This is a genomic window from Actinoallomurus soli, assembly GCF_024055715.1.
GTDB lineage: Bacteria > Actinomycetota > Actinomycetes > Streptosporangiales > Streptosporangiaceae > Actinoallomurus > Actinoallomurus soli.
Map to the genome: position 1 here is coordinate 101,266 of NZ_JAMXMV010000009.1, position 14,183 is coordinate 115,448.

General features: G+C 70.8%; 16 protein-coding genes. 10 read left to right on the plus strand and 6 right to left on the minus strand.

Translation table 11 applies throughout. The features are described 5' to 3' along the window. Nucleotides 1-16: 16 nt before the first annotated feature. A complete protein-coding gene (locus tag NDW01_RS22940) occupies nucleotides 17-1,495 on the minus strand; it encodes a cryptochrome/photolyase family protein (RefSeq protein ID WP_252823324.1) in 1,479 nt (492 codons plus the stop codon). Nucleotides 1,496-1,875: 380 nt separating this feature from the next. Between NDW01_RS22940 and NDW01_RS22945 the strand changes: the two genes are divergently transcribed. Beyond that, nucleotides 1,876-2,223 (plus strand): helix-turn-helix domain-containing protein, encoded by a 348-nt coding sequence (locus NDW01_RS22945; protein WP_252823325.1) that lies wholly within the window; start codon nucleotides 1,876-1,878, stop codon nucleotides 2,221-2,223. An 8-nt stretch (nucleotides 2,224-2,231) separates the two neighbouring features. On the opposite strand, the gene NDW01_RS22950 is transcribed toward NDW01_RS22945, so the two are convergent. The 3 genes from NDW01_RS22950 to NDW01_RS22960 all read right to left on the minus strand — a co-directional run bounded on the left by NDW01_RS22950 (nucleotide 2,232) and on the right by NDW01_RS22960 (nucleotide 4,736). After that, nucleotides 2,232-2,822: a ClpP family protease gene (locus tag NDW01_RS22950; RefSeq protein ID WP_252823326.1), complete on the minus strand. Its 591-nt coding sequence runs from the start codon at nucleotides 2,820-2,822 to the stop codon at nucleotides 2,232-2,234. Continuing rightward, nucleotides 2,819-3,445, minus strand: coding sequence for a ClpP family protease (locus NDW01_RS22955; RefSeq protein ID WP_252823327.1), 627 nt, complete (start codon nucleotides 3,443-3,445; stop codon nucleotides 2,819-2,821). Before NDW01_RS22955 ends, NDW01_RS22950 begins: the two co-directional genes overlap by 4 nt. A gap of 310 nt (nucleotides 3,446-3,755) precedes the next feature. Then, nucleotides 3,756-4,736: a DUF4268 domain-containing protein gene (locus tag NDW01_RS22960; protein WP_252823328.1), complete on the minus strand. Its 981-nt coding sequence runs from the start codon at nucleotides 4,734-4,736 to the stop codon at nucleotides 3,756-3,758. A 255-nt stretch (nucleotides 4,737-4,991) separates the two neighbouring features. Between NDW01_RS22960 and NDW01_RS22965 the strand changes: the two genes are divergently transcribed. Together NDW01_RS22965 and NDW01_RS22970 are read left to right on the plus strand one after the other, a co-directional pair. Then, on the plus strand, nucleotides 4,992-5,318 hold the full coding sequence (locus NDW01_RS22965; protein WP_252823329.1) for a YciI family protein: 327 nt from the start codon (nucleotides 4,992-4,994) through the stop codon (nucleotides 5,316-5,318). A 204-nt stretch (nucleotides 5,319-5,522) separates the two neighbouring features. Continuing rightward, a complete protein-coding gene (locus NDW01_RS22970; RefSeq protein WP_252823330.1) occupies nucleotides 5,523-6,065 on the plus strand; it encodes a dihydrofolate reductase family protein in 543 nt (180 codons plus the stop codon). Here NDW01_RS22970 and NDW01_RS22975 read toward each other — a convergent pair. Then, nucleotides 6,042-6,518: a gamma-glutamylcyclotransferase family protein gene (locus tag NDW01_RS22975; protein WP_252823331.1), complete on the minus strand. Its 477-nt coding sequence runs from the start codon at nucleotides 6,516-6,518 to the stop codon at nucleotides 6,042-6,044. The two genes, NDW01_RS22970 and NDW01_RS22975, sit on opposite strands and share 24 nt — an antisense overlap. Nucleotides 6,519-6,697: 179 nt before the next feature. Here NDW01_RS22975 and NDW01_RS22980 point away from each other — a divergent pair, with 179 nt between their 5' ends. From NDW01_RS22980 to NDW01_RS22990, 3 genes are all read left to right on the plus strand, one after another. Beyond that, nucleotides 6,698-7,192, plus strand: a complete 495-nt coding sequence (locus NDW01_RS22980) for a DUF6640 family protein (RefSeq protein WP_252823332.1) — start codon at nucleotides 6,698-6,700, stop codon at nucleotides 7,190-7,192. A 165-nt stretch (nucleotides 7,193-7,357) separates the two neighbouring features. Next, on the plus strand, nucleotides 7,358-7,792 hold the full coding sequence (locus NDW01_RS22985; RefSeq protein WP_252823333.1) for a DUF6234 family protein: 435 nt from the start codon (nucleotides 7,358-7,360) through the stop codon (nucleotides 7,790-7,792). 79 nt (nucleotides 7,793-7,871) lie between these two features. After that, nucleotides 7,872-9,110 carry a dipeptidase gene (locus NDW01_RS22990; RefSeq protein WP_252823334.1) on the plus strand — a complete coding sequence of 413 codons (1,239 nt, stop codon included), beginning with the start codon at nucleotides 7,872-7,874 and terminating at the stop codon, nucleotides 9,108-9,110. 167 nt (nucleotides 9,111-9,277) lie between these two features. Here the strand turns inward: NDW01_RS22990 and NDW01_RS22995 are convergent, their stop codons facing one another. Then, nucleotides 9,278-10,156 carry a PaaX family transcriptional regulator gene (locus NDW01_RS22995; protein WP_252823335.1) on the minus strand — a complete coding sequence of 293 codons (879 nt, stop codon included), beginning with the start codon at nucleotides 10,154-10,156 and terminating at the stop codon, nucleotides 9,278-9,280. Nucleotides 10,157-10,293: 137 nt separating this feature from the next. On the opposite strand from NDW01_RS22995, the gene NDW01_RS23000 reads away from it, so the two are divergent. The 4 genes from NDW01_RS23000 (at nucleotide 10,294) to NDW01_RS23015 (ending at nucleotide 14,173) form a co-directional block, all read left to right on the plus strand. Continuing rightward, a complete protein-coding gene (locus NDW01_RS23000; RefSeq protein WP_305883804.1) occupies nucleotides 10,294-11,196 on the plus strand; it encodes an SDR family NAD(P)-dependent oxidoreductase in 903 nt (300 codons plus the stop codon). Nucleotides 11,197-11,213: 17 nt separating this feature from the next. Further along, on the plus strand, nucleotides 11,214-12,086 hold the full coding sequence (locus NDW01_RS23005) for an amidohydrolase family protein (protein WP_252823336.1): 873 nt from the start codon (nucleotides 11,214-11,216) through the stop codon (nucleotides 12,084-12,086). A 61-nt stretch (nucleotides 12,087-12,147) separates the two neighbouring features. Then, nucleotides 12,148-13,686: an acyl-CoA synthetase gene (locus tag NDW01_RS23010; RefSeq protein WP_252823337.1), complete on the plus strand. Its 1,539-nt coding sequence runs from the start codon at nucleotides 12,148-12,150 to the stop codon at nucleotides 13,684-13,686. A 28-nt stretch (nucleotides 13,687-13,714) separates the two neighbouring features. Then, nucleotides 13,715-14,173: a MaoC family dehydratase gene (locus tag NDW01_RS23015; RefSeq protein WP_252781434.1), complete on the plus strand. Its 459-nt coding sequence runs from the start codon at nucleotides 13,715-13,717 to the stop codon at nucleotides 14,171-14,173. Nucleotides 14,174-14,183 lie beyond the last annotated feature (10 nt).

Here is a 14,183-nt window from a genome sequence, read left to right on the forward strand (position 1 = left end):
TCGGGGTTCGCCCGGGTCAGGGCGGATCGGACCCACGATCTTGTTCCTGCTCGGCGACCGCGTCGATGTCGGCGAGGCCGCGCAGGTTCGCCAGCGGGCGGCTCATCCGGTGGTTGCGGCCCAGGAGCTCGGCGTTGCGGTGCAGGAACCACCAGTACCCCGCGGTGAAGGGGCAGGCGTCGTCGCCCAGCCGGCGCCTGGGATCGTACGGGCACCGTGCGCAGAAGTCGCTCATCCGGTCGATGTAGGCCCCGCCGGCGGCGTACGGTTTGGTGGCGATCTTCCCGCCGTCCGCGTGCAGCGCCATACCGACGACGTTGGGCACCATGACCCAGTCGTAGCCGTCGACGAAGCACCGGTGGAACCAGTCGGTCACCTCGGCCGGCCGCCAGCCGCGCTGCAGCGCGTAGTTGCCGAGCACGATCAGCCGGGGAATGTGATGCACCCAGCCGTGGTCGCGTACCTCGGCGAGGACGGTGGCCAGGCAGCGCGCGTCGACCGCGTCGGCGTCGAGTTCGGCGAACCAGCGTGGCATCGCGCGGCGGGCCGACAGGTGGTCGTGGTGACGGTAGCCGGGGCCCAGGTGCCAGTACACATGCCAGACGTACTCCCGCCAGCCGAGGATCTGCCGGACGAACCCCTCGACCGCGGCCGGCGGGGCCCACCCGCGACGGTAGGCGTCCTCGGCGGCGTGCACGCATTCCAGCGGGTCCAGCAGCCCGAGGTTCAGTGAGGCCGACAGCAGGCTGTGCGCCATGACCGGGTCATCGGCCAGCATCGCGTCTTCGTATCTCCCGAACTCCCGGAGCCGGCCGCGGACGAACACGCCCAGTGCCGCCAGGGCCTCGTCCCTGGTCGCCGGGAACTCCCGTGGCCCGTCGTTGCCCACGAACGCCACGTCGCCGTCCCGCGCCCAGGCGTCGAGGTCCGAGCGCACCCGCGCGTCGATGTCGTCCTCGCGAGGCCGCCACGGCGCGGGTACGTCCAGCCGCGCCGCGTTCCGGGGCGGGGGCTCGCGGTTGTCGGCGTCGAAGTTCCACCGCCCGCCGGTCGGCTCGCCGTCGGGCTCCATCAGCACTCCGAGCCGCTTCCGCGTCCGGCGGTAGAAGTCCTCCAGCAACAGCCGCCTTCCCGCCCTGCCCTCGGCCCAGGCCGCGAACTCCTCCGCCGAGGTGGCGAAGCCCCGCGCCGGCAGCACCTCGACGTCGTCGAGGGACCGTACGAACGCGTCGGCGGCATGCGAGGTCGGCCGGCAGACCGTCACCGGCTCGTCCAGGCGCCCCAGCGCCTCCCGATAAGTGTCGGTCCGGATGAACCGGGCCTGATCGCCCAGCTCGGAGGCGCGGTGGCGTAGCGCGGACAGCACCAGGTGCGCCTTGCGCCGGTGGAATCGCCGTCGCCGCAGCACCGCCCGCGACTCCACCAGCAGCACCGGCTGATCCGGCGTGTCCAGAAAATGCGGACCGAGCTGATCAGCGAAGAGCCAACGCCTCACCGAGGCCACCCTCCGACCTCCGGCGAGACGCCCGCTCGCCCGCGATCTCGCCGCCGATCACCAACGAACGGATCTCGCCGCGGCATGCTCCCCCGGCCACCGCAAGCCGTCCATGAAACCCCCCGACCAGAACCAGTACCCACAGCGATCGGCATGACAGCGCGTGACCTGATGCAATGTGCGCCGGCGCGGGTCCAAATCCAGACCTGCCGCATACGGCCTGCGGCATGACAGGACGTTGGCTTCAGTAGGGGCGGTGCCGGGTGCCGGCATGTCGACGACCGGCGGGGCGACGATGCCCCGCAGGCTCAGTGCCGCAGGTGTTTCGCCTGGAGAGGAAGCGCTGCCCTCGGTCGCCGGACCGATGCCAGGATGACCGCATGGCGGACATTCTCCAGTTCCAGCGAAATCCCATCCCCGCACCGGATCGTGAGCCGGAGCCGCTATGGCGCGAGGTGCTCGGCCGAACCCTGCGCGCGGCCAGGGAGGAGCAGGGTGGGCGCCTCATCGACATCGCGGAGCGGGCCGGTATCTCGCCCCAGTACCTGTCCGAGATCGAACGCGGTCGCAAGGAGCCGTCGAGCGAGATGATCGCCGCGGTCACCGGTGCGCTCGGCATCGGCCTGGCCGACCTGCTCGCCGGCATCGCGGGCGATGTCCGGCGACGCCGCAGCACGAGTCCCACGGTCGGGCGCCGTCCCGCAGGACCCGTGCTCATGGCCGCATGAGACCGTGGTCAGATTCGGTGGTCGATGACCTGGTCCGCTAGCCCGTAGCTGACGGCGCTCGCCGCGTCGAACACGCGGTCCCGGTCGGTATCGTGCCGCAACCGCGCGACATCGTGACCAGTGTGCTTCGAAAGGATCTCCTCCAGCTGCGTGCGCACCCGTATCACCTCGTCCGCCTGGAGAATGAGGTCCGGGATGGCGCCGCGGCCCTGCGCTGCGGGCTGATGCAGTACCACCCGGGCGTGGGGCAACACGGAACGGCGGCCGGCACCGCCGGCAGCCAGCAGCACCGCGCCGGCCGCGACCGCTTGACCGACGCACGTCGTCGCCACCGGCGCCTTGATGTAGCGCATGGTGTCGTACAGTGCGAGCATCGCTGACGGGTCGCCGCCCTCGGAGTTGATGTACAGGTTGATCTCCCGCTCCGGGTCGTCCGCCTCCAGGTACAGCAACTGGGCGATCAACGCGTTCGCCACGCCGGAGTCGATCGCGGTGCCGAGGTAGACGATCCGCTCCGCCAGCAGGTGCGAGTAGACGTCCATGATCCGCTCGCCCCCCGCGACCCGCGTGATGACGTTGGGGATGGTGTATGTGCTCACGCGCGGACTCCTGTCGCCGAGCCGAGTCCCAGCGTGTGCGGCCGCACGGGCACGACCTGGCTCAGATCGTTGACGATGTGGTCGATGAAGCCGTACTCGCGGGCCTGCTCGGTGGTGAACCAGCGGTCGTGCAGCGAGTCAGCGAAGATCCGGTCGATCGGCTGGCCGGTGTCCTCCGCGATGAGGCCGAGCACCGTGTCCCGAGTGTGCCGCAGGTCGTCGGCCTGTACCTCCACCTCGACGGCCGATCCGCCGATCCCCGCCGAGCCCTGGTGCATCAGGATGCGGGCGTGAGGTAGGGCGAAGCGTTTGCCCGGTGTGCCCGCAGACAGCAGGAACTGCCCCGCACTGCACGCCAGTCCCAGCGCGAGGGTGGCCACGTCGCACGGTACGAGCCGCATCACGTCGCGGATGGCCAGCATCGCCGGGACGGAGCCGCCCGGCGAGTGGATCCACAACGCGATGTCCTTCCCGGGATCCTCGCTCGCGAGGGAGAGTAGCTGTGTCGCAAGCACCGTCCCGTTGTCGTCGTCGAGCGCGCCGTCGAGGACCAGTATCCGCTGGCTGAAGAACCGTTCTCGGAGCCGGTGGTCGAACAGCGGCTGCTTCTCATCGTTCGTCATGCCCCGACCATGCCGCCTACGCGGCGCCGGCCGCCGGTTTCGCTGCTGTGAGCAGATCAGCCCTCAGCAGGCCAGGTATTCAGACGGGCACCTGTCGGGTGCTGCTGCAGGCCAGCCGGATCGATGAGCGCATCGGCACGATGGTGCAGCGGCTGGCGCGGCGGTGGTCACACTGGAGGATCGTCATTCGATCACGCGGCACGTACGTAACATCTCCCGTGCGATCAGCGGCAGATGAGTGAGTTCTGGGGGCGCGGGGATGTACTCGCGCGCCCGGCTCTCCCAGGCCGAGTTGGCGGGATCCGCTGATTCAATCAGACAGCGGTTCAGCAGGTTGGGCCGCTGCGGCCGCGGCCACTACTTCTGGTGTGAGAGCGGCGCGTAGTCGGGTGCCGGTATCGAGGAACCAGTCGATATAGCTGTCCGCCTGAGTTGTATCAGTGACCTGGCCGGGTCGATACATCGCGATTCTGCTAGCTTGCCGAGTCGGCATGTCTTCCCAGCTCAGCATTTCCCCTACAGCGGCCTCGATCTTTGCACGGTAGGTCTGCAGGGCTTGGAATATCGCGGTGTTCAGCGCCCTATCGCCGTTGTCGATGTAGAGCTCGGTGCGGATGCGGCCATCACCGGTGAAGTTGACTCCGAGGGAGGCTCCTTTGACCGGGCAGGGCATGATCATCCAGTTCACGTTCTGCGGCACTCGTGCTCGGGTCCACAAGGGTCGTTCGGCGTGAACCCGATCCAGGAACTTCGTCCAGAACTGCCGGTACAGCTCCCCCTTGCCTGAACCACCACTCTCCACCTTGGCCGCAGCCGCCAGGTGAGCGTGCCAGTCATTGGGCTGAGCGGCAAGCGTGAACAGCGGCGCCGGCGGGGAGGACCCGATGCGTGCCAACCCGATTTCGACGCCGAAGAACCTGGCGTTGCTGCCCGCCAGCCCGTTAAGCCAGTCCAGTGCCTGGCGGTGTTCCTCGCGGAAGGCGGTTGCCATCCACACGATGGTCGCAGCGTCAGTACCGGCCGCATAGGTGAGGATCTGACCGAGGTGAGTGTGGTCAGTACCGGCAAGCTGATTCTCAACGATCAGAACACAGTCGTTGGTCAGGTCCCGGCCGATGAGGTCCAACGCGAACCCGCCAACCGGATACTCGGCGCTGGTCAGTTCCAGATCGATGCCCAGGACTTCCGCCAGGGCGTCCTTGTTCGTCAGAAGCCAGGGCGTGAAATCGTGAGCCTCATGCATCCAGACGCTTCGCGGGTCAACCCGCTTCAACCGGCCAAGCTCATCCATAACGTCACCTCGCACTCGCGGCGTCCCCCACGCAGTATCCCAAGCGGCGGGCGCTGGAGAAGACGCAACCAGAACATCCGCTTTTCGGCAGAAGCGAGTATTGCTCACAATCGCACTGCACCATCGCGCGGTCGGCGGCATGAGCAGACATCGGCAGCTGACCCTGGGTACGGAGCGACGGACGCACCGATGAGTCGGGGCGTGATGAAGGTCGGTATCAGTGATCAGTCCGGACGAACCGAGGGAGGAACTGCCATGGCGAAATTCGTGACCATCGGGTACGGCGACCAGGAAGGTTACAACCGCACCGACGCGGCGGTCCGCGACCGGGCGCACGCGCACGACACTCACTTGCGTGCGGTTGGAACCGCTATGGGGATCGCCGGCTTACCCGTACAGGTGCGAAACCATGACGGTGCCGGTACGACCGTGGAAAACGGATCGTTCATGTCGGCGGCTCTCCCGGTCGCCGGGTTCGCGATCATCGAAGCGGCAACGCCGGAGGAAGCCATCCGACTCGCGTCAAGGACTCCCTGCGCGGTCGCACACGGTGTTGTCGAGGTCTGGCCGTTGCGGGACTGAGGCGACCGGTATGGACATGACGGCCGCTCACATTGCCGGAAGTGGCCGACGACCGCGGCAGATCATCTCTTCCCCGTAGCCTCGGTCAGACGGCAGCGGCTACACCGTATCGATGGATCCGGGCGCCGAGCCGCGATGAGTTCCCCTCCGCCGCATGGTCTCCACAGAGGACCCCTCATCCATCGGCACGAAAGCAGGTAGGTCATGGCCAAGATGCTCTATTCGGTCAGCATGTCGCTGGACGGCTTCATCGCCGGTCCGGGCGGTGACATGTCCTGGCTGACGCCGTACATCGGACCGAACCCGATGGTCGAGGAGTTCATCGCGCGGATCGGCGCCCTCCTCGTCGGGAAACGCACCTTCGGCGGCGACGACCCGCACCGGGGCACGGAGAAGGAGGGCAAGCCGTTCGGCGGCGGCTGGGAGGGCCCGCAGTTCGTGCTCACCCACCACGCCCCGGCCGATCCCGTGCCCGGCGTCACCTTCGTCGACGACCTTCACAAGGGGGTCGCGGCGGCCAAGGAGGCCGCCGGCGACAAGTACGTCAACATCCTCGGCGCCGAGGTCGCCCGGCAGTGTCTCACCGCCGGGCTGGTCGACGAGCTCCTCATCTTCATCGCGCCCGTCCTGCTCGGCGACGGCGTCCGCCTGTTCGACCACGCCGGCGGCCACGAGATCAAGCTCGAACGCCTGCGCCAGAGCGAGGTGCCGCTCGCCACGAACCTATGGTTCCGCGTGGTCCGCTGAGCTCCGCCGCCACGCCGCGCAGCGCTGGACGTAGGCCGGGAGATGCCGGGCCGCGAACTCCTGAGGGGACCATTCGCCGGCTCCGGCCTCGGCCGTGGCGATCCAGACGTAGCTCCATGCCGCGCGGCCGTCGATGAGCGTGATGCGCGTCCGCTCGTACGCCGGGCCCTCGAACGTGTCGAGGGCCCGCCACTCCTCCATGGTCAGCCCCGTCAGCAGGAACCCGTGGACGGTGGCCTCGCCGGGCACCAGCCCGGGATAGGCGCGCCCGGGCAGGACCGCGGCACGCCACCCGCGGGCCCCGGCCGGCCGGCGCTCCGGAACGCGGCCGAGCAGGGCTGCGAGAAGCTCGGGGAACTGAAGGGTTCCGTAGACGAACAGACCGTCCTCGCCCACCGCCCGGCGGCCGGGCCCGGCCGGTCCAGGAGCCGGCGACCAGGCCGGATCACGCATGCCCCACCTCCGGGACCACCGTAACGGGTCCCGTCGGGATCGTGCCCCTTCAGTCGGGATCGTCCCCCGTGCCCGCCGGGCGGACACCGTTTGGCCGGGCCGGTGCCGGGATAGGCCACTACAGAGGGTGAGTGCGGTCACGGATCGGTACCGCCGGTCGAGTGCTGACGGAGGAGACGATGGCGAGAGTCGGTCGGTCCCTTGTGACGGCCGCCGTCCTGGGCAGCGGGATCAGCAACGCCCTGGCGGACTTGAACCGCACGCACGTCTTCAACCCGTGCTGGCCGCCGCACGCCCGCTTCCACGCCGCGTCGGCGGTCACGACCAACGCGGGTTGGTCGCTGACCTCGCTGTGGCTGCTGTGGCGCCGGGGAACACCGGGTGAGCGGAGGCTCGCGCTGAAGGTCGCCGCCCTGCACCCGATCCTCGCCTATGGGCCTTTCTTCATCGCGGAGGCGCTGCCGGGGTCGGAGGCCGAGGACCGGCCCGGGCAGATACCGCGCGTCGCCGGAGTGCCGGTCAACCTCTTCGTGGCCGGCGTCGCGTCGGGCCTCTCGGCCCTGGGCTACCTCCTGGCCCGTCGCGAGGCCGAGGAGCGGCCCGTCACCCACGCCGCCGACCTCCATGCCGACGCCACGGCCGAACCTGTGGGCAGCGGGCGGACGAGCCGGTGACCGGCTCACGCTCCGCCCTCTGAACCGGACGAGCAGGGACGGCTCGGACGCTGCGGCGACGGGTGTCCGAGACGTCTGTGCGCACGAACCGGCCGGAACCACCGGTGGCGGGGTCTGAGAAGTTCTACTCTGCTCCGCGAGCGGCCGCGCCGGGATGCTGATCACATGATCGACACGAGGCTCCCGCCGAACACGACGGCGCGGACGGTCACCGGGGTCCTGCTGGTCCTGCTCACCCTCGGATGGATCGGCGGCACGGTCGCGCTGTTCCTCGCGGCGCTCGATCCGATGACCTGTTTCGAGGGGTGCCAGGTCACCGAGCAGCAGAGTCTTCACTCCGACCATCTCCTGATCGCCTCGGTCGGCTGTGCGCTCGTGCTGCCCATCGCGGCCGTCGTCCTCAGCGTGGCGACCCGGCGGCGGGTCGCGGCCGTCGTCTTCCTCATCGTCGGGGTGCTGCCGGGCATCGCCTACGGCCTCACGGCCGGCATGGGCGCCGCGCGCGACATCCACCGGATCCAGCTTCGTCACCCCGCACCCCTGCCGTCGGGCTACTGCCCCTGCTACAGCGGTGGCTCATGCGACTGCCCGGGCGGCTGAGGCCGCAGACGGCACCCGGGCGGGCCGCCCTCCGGAGGGTGCTGGCTAGGCTTGGCAGGGTAACGATCACTCGAGCACGGTGGGGGCGCAGGCAGCGATGGGATATGTCGCCGATCCGGCCATGGTGGAGCGCGCCCGCGCGCTGCTGGCGGAGCACCCGGTGGTGGACGGTCACAACGACCTTCCGTGGGCGCTGCGCGAGCAGGTCGGCTACGACCTGGACCGCCGTGACGTCGCGCTCGACCAGAAGGAGTTCCTGCACACCGACCTGCCGCGGCTGCGCGCCGGCGGCGTGGGCGCGCAGTTCTGGTCCGTGTACGTCCCGTCGAGCCTGGCGGGCGACGCGGCGGTCAGCGCCACGCTGGAGCAGATCGACTGCGTGCGGGCGCTGGTCGAGCGGTACCCGGACGATCTGCGGCTCGCCCGTACCGCCGACGAGGTGGAGGCGGCCCGCGCCGATGGGCGCATCGCGTCGCTGCTCGGCGCGGAGGGCGGGCACTCGATCGCGTGCTCGCTGGCGACCCTGCGCGCGTTGTACGAACTCGGCGTCCGCTACATGACCCTCACGCACAACGACAACACCCCGTGGGCCGACTCGGCCACCGACGAGCCCGTCGCGCACGGCCTCACCGCCTTCGGCGAGGAGGTCGTGCGGGAGATGAACCGCCTCGGGATGCTGGTGGACCTGTCTCACGTGGCGGCCGACACGATGCGGGACGCGCTGCGGGTGAGCCGGGCACCGGTGATCTTCTCGCACTCCTCCTCGCGGGCGGTCTGCGACCATCCGCGCAACATCCCCGACGACGTGCTGGAGCGGCTGCCCGCCAACGGCGGGGTCGCCATGGCCACGTTCGTGCCGAAGTTCGTGCTGCCCGAGGCCATCGCGTGGACGCGGGCGGCCGACGAGCACCTGCGGGCCCGGGGCATCGATCCGCTCGCCACCACGCCGGAGGCCAAGGAGGCGCGGCGGGCGTACGAGGCCGACCACCCTCAGCCGGTCGCGACGGCCGCCACCGTGGCCGACCACCTGGACCACATGCGCGAGGTGGCGGGGATCGACCACCTCGGTCTCGGCGGCGACTATGACGGCTGCCCGTTCCTGCCCGCCGGGCTGGAGGACGTCTCCGGATACCCGAACCTGATCGCCGAACTGCTCGGGCGCGGCTGGAGCGAGGCCGACCTCGCCAAGCTGACCTGGCAGAACGCCCTGCGCGTGCTGCGCGACGCCGAGGCGGTGGCCCGTGACCTGCGCGCCACCGAACGGCCGTCGATCCTGCGGATCGAGGACGCCGCACCGGCCACCGACGCCGCAGGCTGAGCCCCCTCAGGCCGCACCGGCCACGGACGCTACGGGCCGAGCCCTGAGGCCGCACCGGTCGCGGCCCGACAGACCGAGCTCCGTGATGCCGCGCCGGTCCCGGCCCGGCGCGGGCAGCCCGGATCCCGACCGCTCCGGGCGCCGTGCGGTGAGACCCCGCCGGCCGGTCAGGCGTCGGATGGCGTGATGCCGTCGAGGATCTCGGCGGCGCGGGCGCGGGCCGGCTCGCCGTAGCGGTGGGCCAGGGAGTGGAAGACCTGCTCGGCGCGGACCGCGGGCCAGTCGGCGGGCAGGTGCTCGGCGGGCAGGTGGGGGTCGCGGCGTACGAGGTCGAGCCAGTCGGTGTGCAGCAGCAGCTGCCGGGCGAGGACGTCGGCCTCGGCGGCGGGCTCCGGCCGGTCCCAGCGGGACAGGAACTCCTGGTAGCGCCGGGCGATGCCGGGCACGTCGAAGGCCGCCTCGATCAGCCGGGCGGCGTCGGTGGGCTCCACGGCGACGCCCTGGAACGCCTTGAGGTGCGCGTCGAGGCCGAGCCCGTCGACCAGCGCGGCCACGTCGACCCGGCCGGGTGCCGCCCACATGCCGCTCTGCAGCGGCCCGAACCCGCCCCACAGCAGGCGGGAGCGCAGGTCGTGCCGCTCGCGCCGCCAGGAGTCGGGCAGGGAGAACCCGACGACGGTCCAGGTGCCGTCCCACCCCCGGTTGACCGCACCGGTCTGCCATACGCGGCGGTGACCGTCCCGTAGCACCTCGACGGCGCGGGCCGTGAGGCCGAAGTACATCTTGCGCCCGCGCCGGTGGCGTTCGAGGAGGTCGCGGCGGACCATCCGGGTGAGCGTCGAGCGGACGGCGTCCTCCCCCACCCCGACGCGGGCGAGGACGTCGATGATGCTGGCGGACGACAGCGCGACCGGGCGGTCCAGGACGTGGATGCCGAAGAAGCTGAGCATCAGCGACTGAGGGCGGGGGACGCTCTCCGCCGCGTCACCTCCGTCGAGGGCGGCGACCGAGGACGTGTCGGGCTCGACCTGATCGATACGGGTCACCAGGACAGCGTAGGCGCTCGGCACCCGGGCGCGGAGCCGCTCAGGGTAATCATTGGGCAAGTTATTGACGACGGTCGAATATCTGCCTAGTTTGGGCGATGCCAGACACCCTCCCGGCTCCGCTGGAAAGGAAACCCATGGATCTCACCGGCAAGGTCGCCGTCGTCACCGGCGCCGGCCGTGGTCTCGGCCTCGCCTATGCCTCCGCCCTCGCCGCCGCCGGCGCGGCCGTCGTGGTGAACGACGTGGACGGCGAGGCCGCCGAGGCGGCGGTCAAGGGGATCACCGAGGCCGGCGGCCGCGCGGTCGCCGAGGTGCGCCCGGTCGGCACCACGGAGACCGCGGAGGCGCTGGTCGCCCGCGCCGTGGAGGAGTTCGGCCGGCTGGACGCGATGGTCACCAACGCCGGCGTGCTGCGCGACCGGGTGCTGTGGAAGATGTCGGACGAGGACTTCGACACCGTGATCCAGGTGCACCTGCGCGGGACGTTCACCTGCGCCCGCGCGGCGGCGATCCGCATGCGGGAACAGGGCGAGGGCGGCCGCGTCATCGTGGCGGGCTCCCCCGCCGGACAGCGCGGCAACTTCGGGCAGACCAACTACGCCGCCGCGAAGGCCGGCATCGCCGCGATGGTGCGCACCTGGGCGATGGAGCTGGCCAGGGCCGGGATCACCGTGAACGCGGTCATCCCGAACGCGGCCACCGCGATGACCCGGACGATCCCGGCGTTCGCCCCGTACGTCGAGGCGTACGAGAACGACGGCACCCCCCTGCCGGACGCGCTGCGCAAGGGGTACGCCTTCGGTACGCCTGAGGACTGCGCCGGGCTGGTCGTCTACCTCGCCTCGGACGCGTCCAAGGACGTCACCGGCCAGTGCGTCGGCATCGGCGGCGACAAGCTCTCGCTGTGGTCCCACCCGCAGGAGATCAGCGCCGCGTACGCCGACGGCGGGTGGAGCGGCGACGCCATCGCCGCCGCCTGGCCCGTGTCGATCGGGCAGCAGCCGGAGACGTACGGCATCCCGGCGCCGAAGCTGTGACCGGGAGGGAGACGATCATGATCGACCTGGACGCCGTCACGGCGATCGACATGCACACCCACGCGGAGGTGTCCGAGCGCGGCGACCGCTCGCTGTCCGCCGACCTGGACGCCGCCGCCGGAGCGTACTTCAAGACCGAGCACCGGCACCCGACGCTGACCGAGATCGCCGCGTACTACCGCGAGCGGCGGATGGCCGCCGTGGTGTTCACGGTGGACGCCGAGGCGGCCACCGGTCACCCGCCGGTCCCGAACGAGGAGGTCGCCGAGGCGGCCCGCGCCAATCCGGACGTCATCATCCCCTTCGCCAGCGTCGACCCGGCGCGCGGGAAGGCGGGCGCGCGGCAGGTGCGGCGGCTCGTCGAGGAGTACGGCGTGCGGGGGTTCAAGTTCCACCCCAACGTGCAGGCGTTCCACCCGAACGACCGGCGGGCGTACGTCCTGTACGAGGTCATCGAGGAGCTGGGCGTGCCCGCGGTCTTCCACACCGGGCAGACGGGCATCGGCGCCGGCGCGCCCGGCGGGGGCGGCATCCGGCTGAAGTACTCCAACCCGATGGACGTGGACGACGTCGCCGCCGACTTCCCCGGGCTGACCATCATCCTCGCGCACCCGTCCTTCCCCTGGCAGGACGAGGCGCTGGCGGTCGCCACCCACAAGCCGAAGGTGTACATCGACCTGTCCGGCTGGTCGCCGAAGTACTTCCCGCCGCAACTCGTGCAGTACGCCAACTCGTTGCTGAAGGACAAGGTCCTGTTCGGCTCGGACTACCCGATGATCAGCCCGGATCGCTGGCTGTCGGACTTCGCCAAGCTGCCGATCAAGGACGAGGTCCGTCCCAAGATCCTTAAGGAGAACGCCGCCCGGCTGCTCGGCCTCACCCGGGACTGACCGGGCCGGAGCCGCACCTCCCAGATCCACCGCGCACCCGCTGGGCGAGAGGAGCCCTCCAATGCGCAACCAAGGCATCGGCTCATGGACCGCGCGCCGGGCCCGTAAGACCCCGAAGCGCACGGCCCTGGTCTTCGACGACCGCCGTCTGAGCTACGCCGCGCTGCACGACCGCGCGACACGCCTGGCCCATGTCCTGCGCGACCGGGGCGTACGGCGCGGGGACCGGGTCGCCTATCTGGGCCCGAACCATCCGGCCTACCTGGAGACGCTGTTCGCCGCGGGCGCCCTCGGTGCGGTCTTCGTGCCGCTGAACAGCCGCCTGGCCGACCCGGAGCTCGTCTACCAGCTCCGCGACTCCGGCAGTGCGGTCCTGGTGCACGCCGGCCGCGGGCCGGAGACGCTCCAGGCCGTCCACGACGAGGCCGCGCCCCGGGCGACCCTCGCGGTCGGCGACCCCGTCCACCCGGCCGACCTGCCCTACGACGCGCTGGTCGAGGCGGCGTCCGCCGAGCCGATCGACGAGGAGGTCGGCCTCGGCGACCCCTGCCTGATCATGTACACCTCGGGCACGACCGGCCGGCCGAAGGGCGCCGTGCTCACCCACGGCAACATCACCTGGAACAGCCTCAACGTGCTCGTCGACGTCGACCTGTCCGGCGACGAGGTCATGCTGGTCAGCGCGCCGCTCTTCCACACCGCCGCGCTCAACATGACCTGCCTGCCCACCCTGCTCAAGGGCGGCGCCGTGGTGCTGGAGCGGTCCTTCGACGCGGCGCGGACCCTGGAGCTGATCGCGCGATACCGCGTGACGTGCCTGTTCGGGGTGCCCGCGATGTACGACCGGATCGCCGCCGACCCCGGCTTCGCCGGCGCGGACCTGTCCAGCGTGCGGTCGCTGTTGTGCGGCGGCGCGCCGGTGCCGGCCCGCACCATCCGGACCTACCTCGACCGGGGTCTCGCCTTCGTTCAGGGGTACGGGATGACGGAGGCGTCCCCCGGCGTGCTGCTGCTGGACCGGGCCGACTCCCTGGGCAAGGCGGGCTCCGCCGGCGTCCCGCACTTCTTCACCGACGTACGGCTCGTGGACCCGCTCGGCGACGACGTTCCGCCCGGCCGGCGCGGCGAGGTGCTGGTCAAGGGCCCGAACGTCACGGCCGGGTACTGGGGCCTGCCCCAGGCCACGGTCGAGTCGATCAGCGACGGGTGGTTCCACACCGGCGACGTCGCGGCGGCCGACGAGGACGGGTACGTAACGATCGTCGACCGGCTCAAGGACGTGATCATCTCGGGCGGGGAGAACATCTATCCCGCCGAGGTCGAAGACGCCCTGCTCGAGCACCCCGCGGTGCGGGACTGCGCGGTCATCGGCGTGCCGGACCCCCGCTGGGGCGAGGTCGGCCGGGCCGTCGTCGTCCCGGAGCCGGGCGCCGCCCCCACCGAGGAGGACCTGCTCGCCCACCTGGAGGGCCGGCTGGCCCGCTACAAGATCCCCAAGTCGGTCGTGTTCGCCGACGGCCTGCCGCGCACGCCCAGCGGCAAGCTGCTCAAGCCCGCCATCCGCTCCGCGCACGGCGGCGAGGAGACGGCCGACCGATGACACCCCGACCGGCAACGAAGGAGACCACGTGAGCATCACCGTCAACGGCCTGGAGGAGATCAAGGCCCAGGCCGGCGCCGACCTGGGACACAGCCGGTGGATGGAGATCACCCAGGACCGGGTGAACACCTTCGCCGACGCGACCGACGACCACCAGTGGATCCACGTCGACGAGGAACGGGCCAAGGACGGCCCGTTCGGCGGGACGATCGCCCACGGCTACCTCACCCTGTCCCTGCTCATCCCCCTGTGGAGCGAGTTGCTGGAGGTCACCGGCGTGCGGATGGCCGTGAACCTGGGGCTCAACCGGGTGCGATTCCCCTCTCCCGTCCGGGTCGGCTCGAAGATCCGGGCCCACGGCGCGATCGCCTCGGTCACCGAGGTGAAGGGCGACGGCGTCGAGGTGGTCGTGGACCTCACGGTCGAGATCGACGGCGTCGACCGGCCCGCCTGCGTCGCCCAGGCGGTCTACCGCTTCTACGCCTGATCCGGGTCCC

Bases quoted from the DNA above. Each gene is read 5' to 3' on its own strand.
- NDW01_RS22975 (WP_252823331.1), bottom strand. From the start codon at position 6,518: ATGCGTGATCCGGCCTGGTCGCCGGCTCCTGGACCGGCCGGGCCCGGC.
- NDW01_RS22980 (WP_252823332.1), top strand. From the start codon at position 6,698: ATGGCGAGAGTCGGTCGGTCCCTTGTGACGGCCGCCGTCCTGGGCAGC.
- NDW01_RS22945 (WP_252823325.1), top strand. From the start codon at position 1,876: ATGGCGGACATTCTCCAGTTCCAGCGAAATCCCATCCCCGCACCGGAT.
- NDW01_RS23000 (WP_305883804.1), top strand. From the start codon at position 10,294: ATGGATCTCACCGGCAAGGTCGCCGTCGTCACCGGCGCCGGCCGTGGT.
- NDW01_RS22970 (WP_252823330.1), top strand. From the start codon at position 5,523: ATGGCCAAGATGCTCTATTCGGTCAGCATGTCGCTGGACGGCTTCATC.
- NDW01_RS22960 (WP_252823328.1), bottom strand. From the start codon at position 4,736: ATGGATGAGCTTGGCCGGTTGAAGCGGGTTGACCCGCGAAGCGTCTGG.
- NDW01_RS23005 (WP_252823336.1), top strand. From the start codon at position 11,214: ATGATCGACCTGGACGCCGTCACGGCGATCGACATGCACACCCACGCG.
- NDW01_RS22965 (WP_252823329.1), top strand. From the start codon at position 4,992: ATGGCGAAATTCGTGACCATCGGGTACGGCGACCAGGAAGGTTACAAC.
- NDW01_RS22985 (WP_252823333.1), top strand. From the start codon at position 7,358: ATGATCGACACGAGGCTCCCGCCGAACACGACGGCGCGGACGGTCACC.
- NDW01_RS22955 (WP_252823327.1), bottom strand. From the start codon at position 3,445: ATGACGAACGATGAGAAGCAGCCGCTGTTCGACCACCGGCTCCGAGAA.
- NDW01_RS23010 (WP_252823337.1), top strand. From the start codon at position 12,148: ATGCGCAACCAAGGCATCGGCTCATGGACCGCGCGCCGGGCCCGTAAG.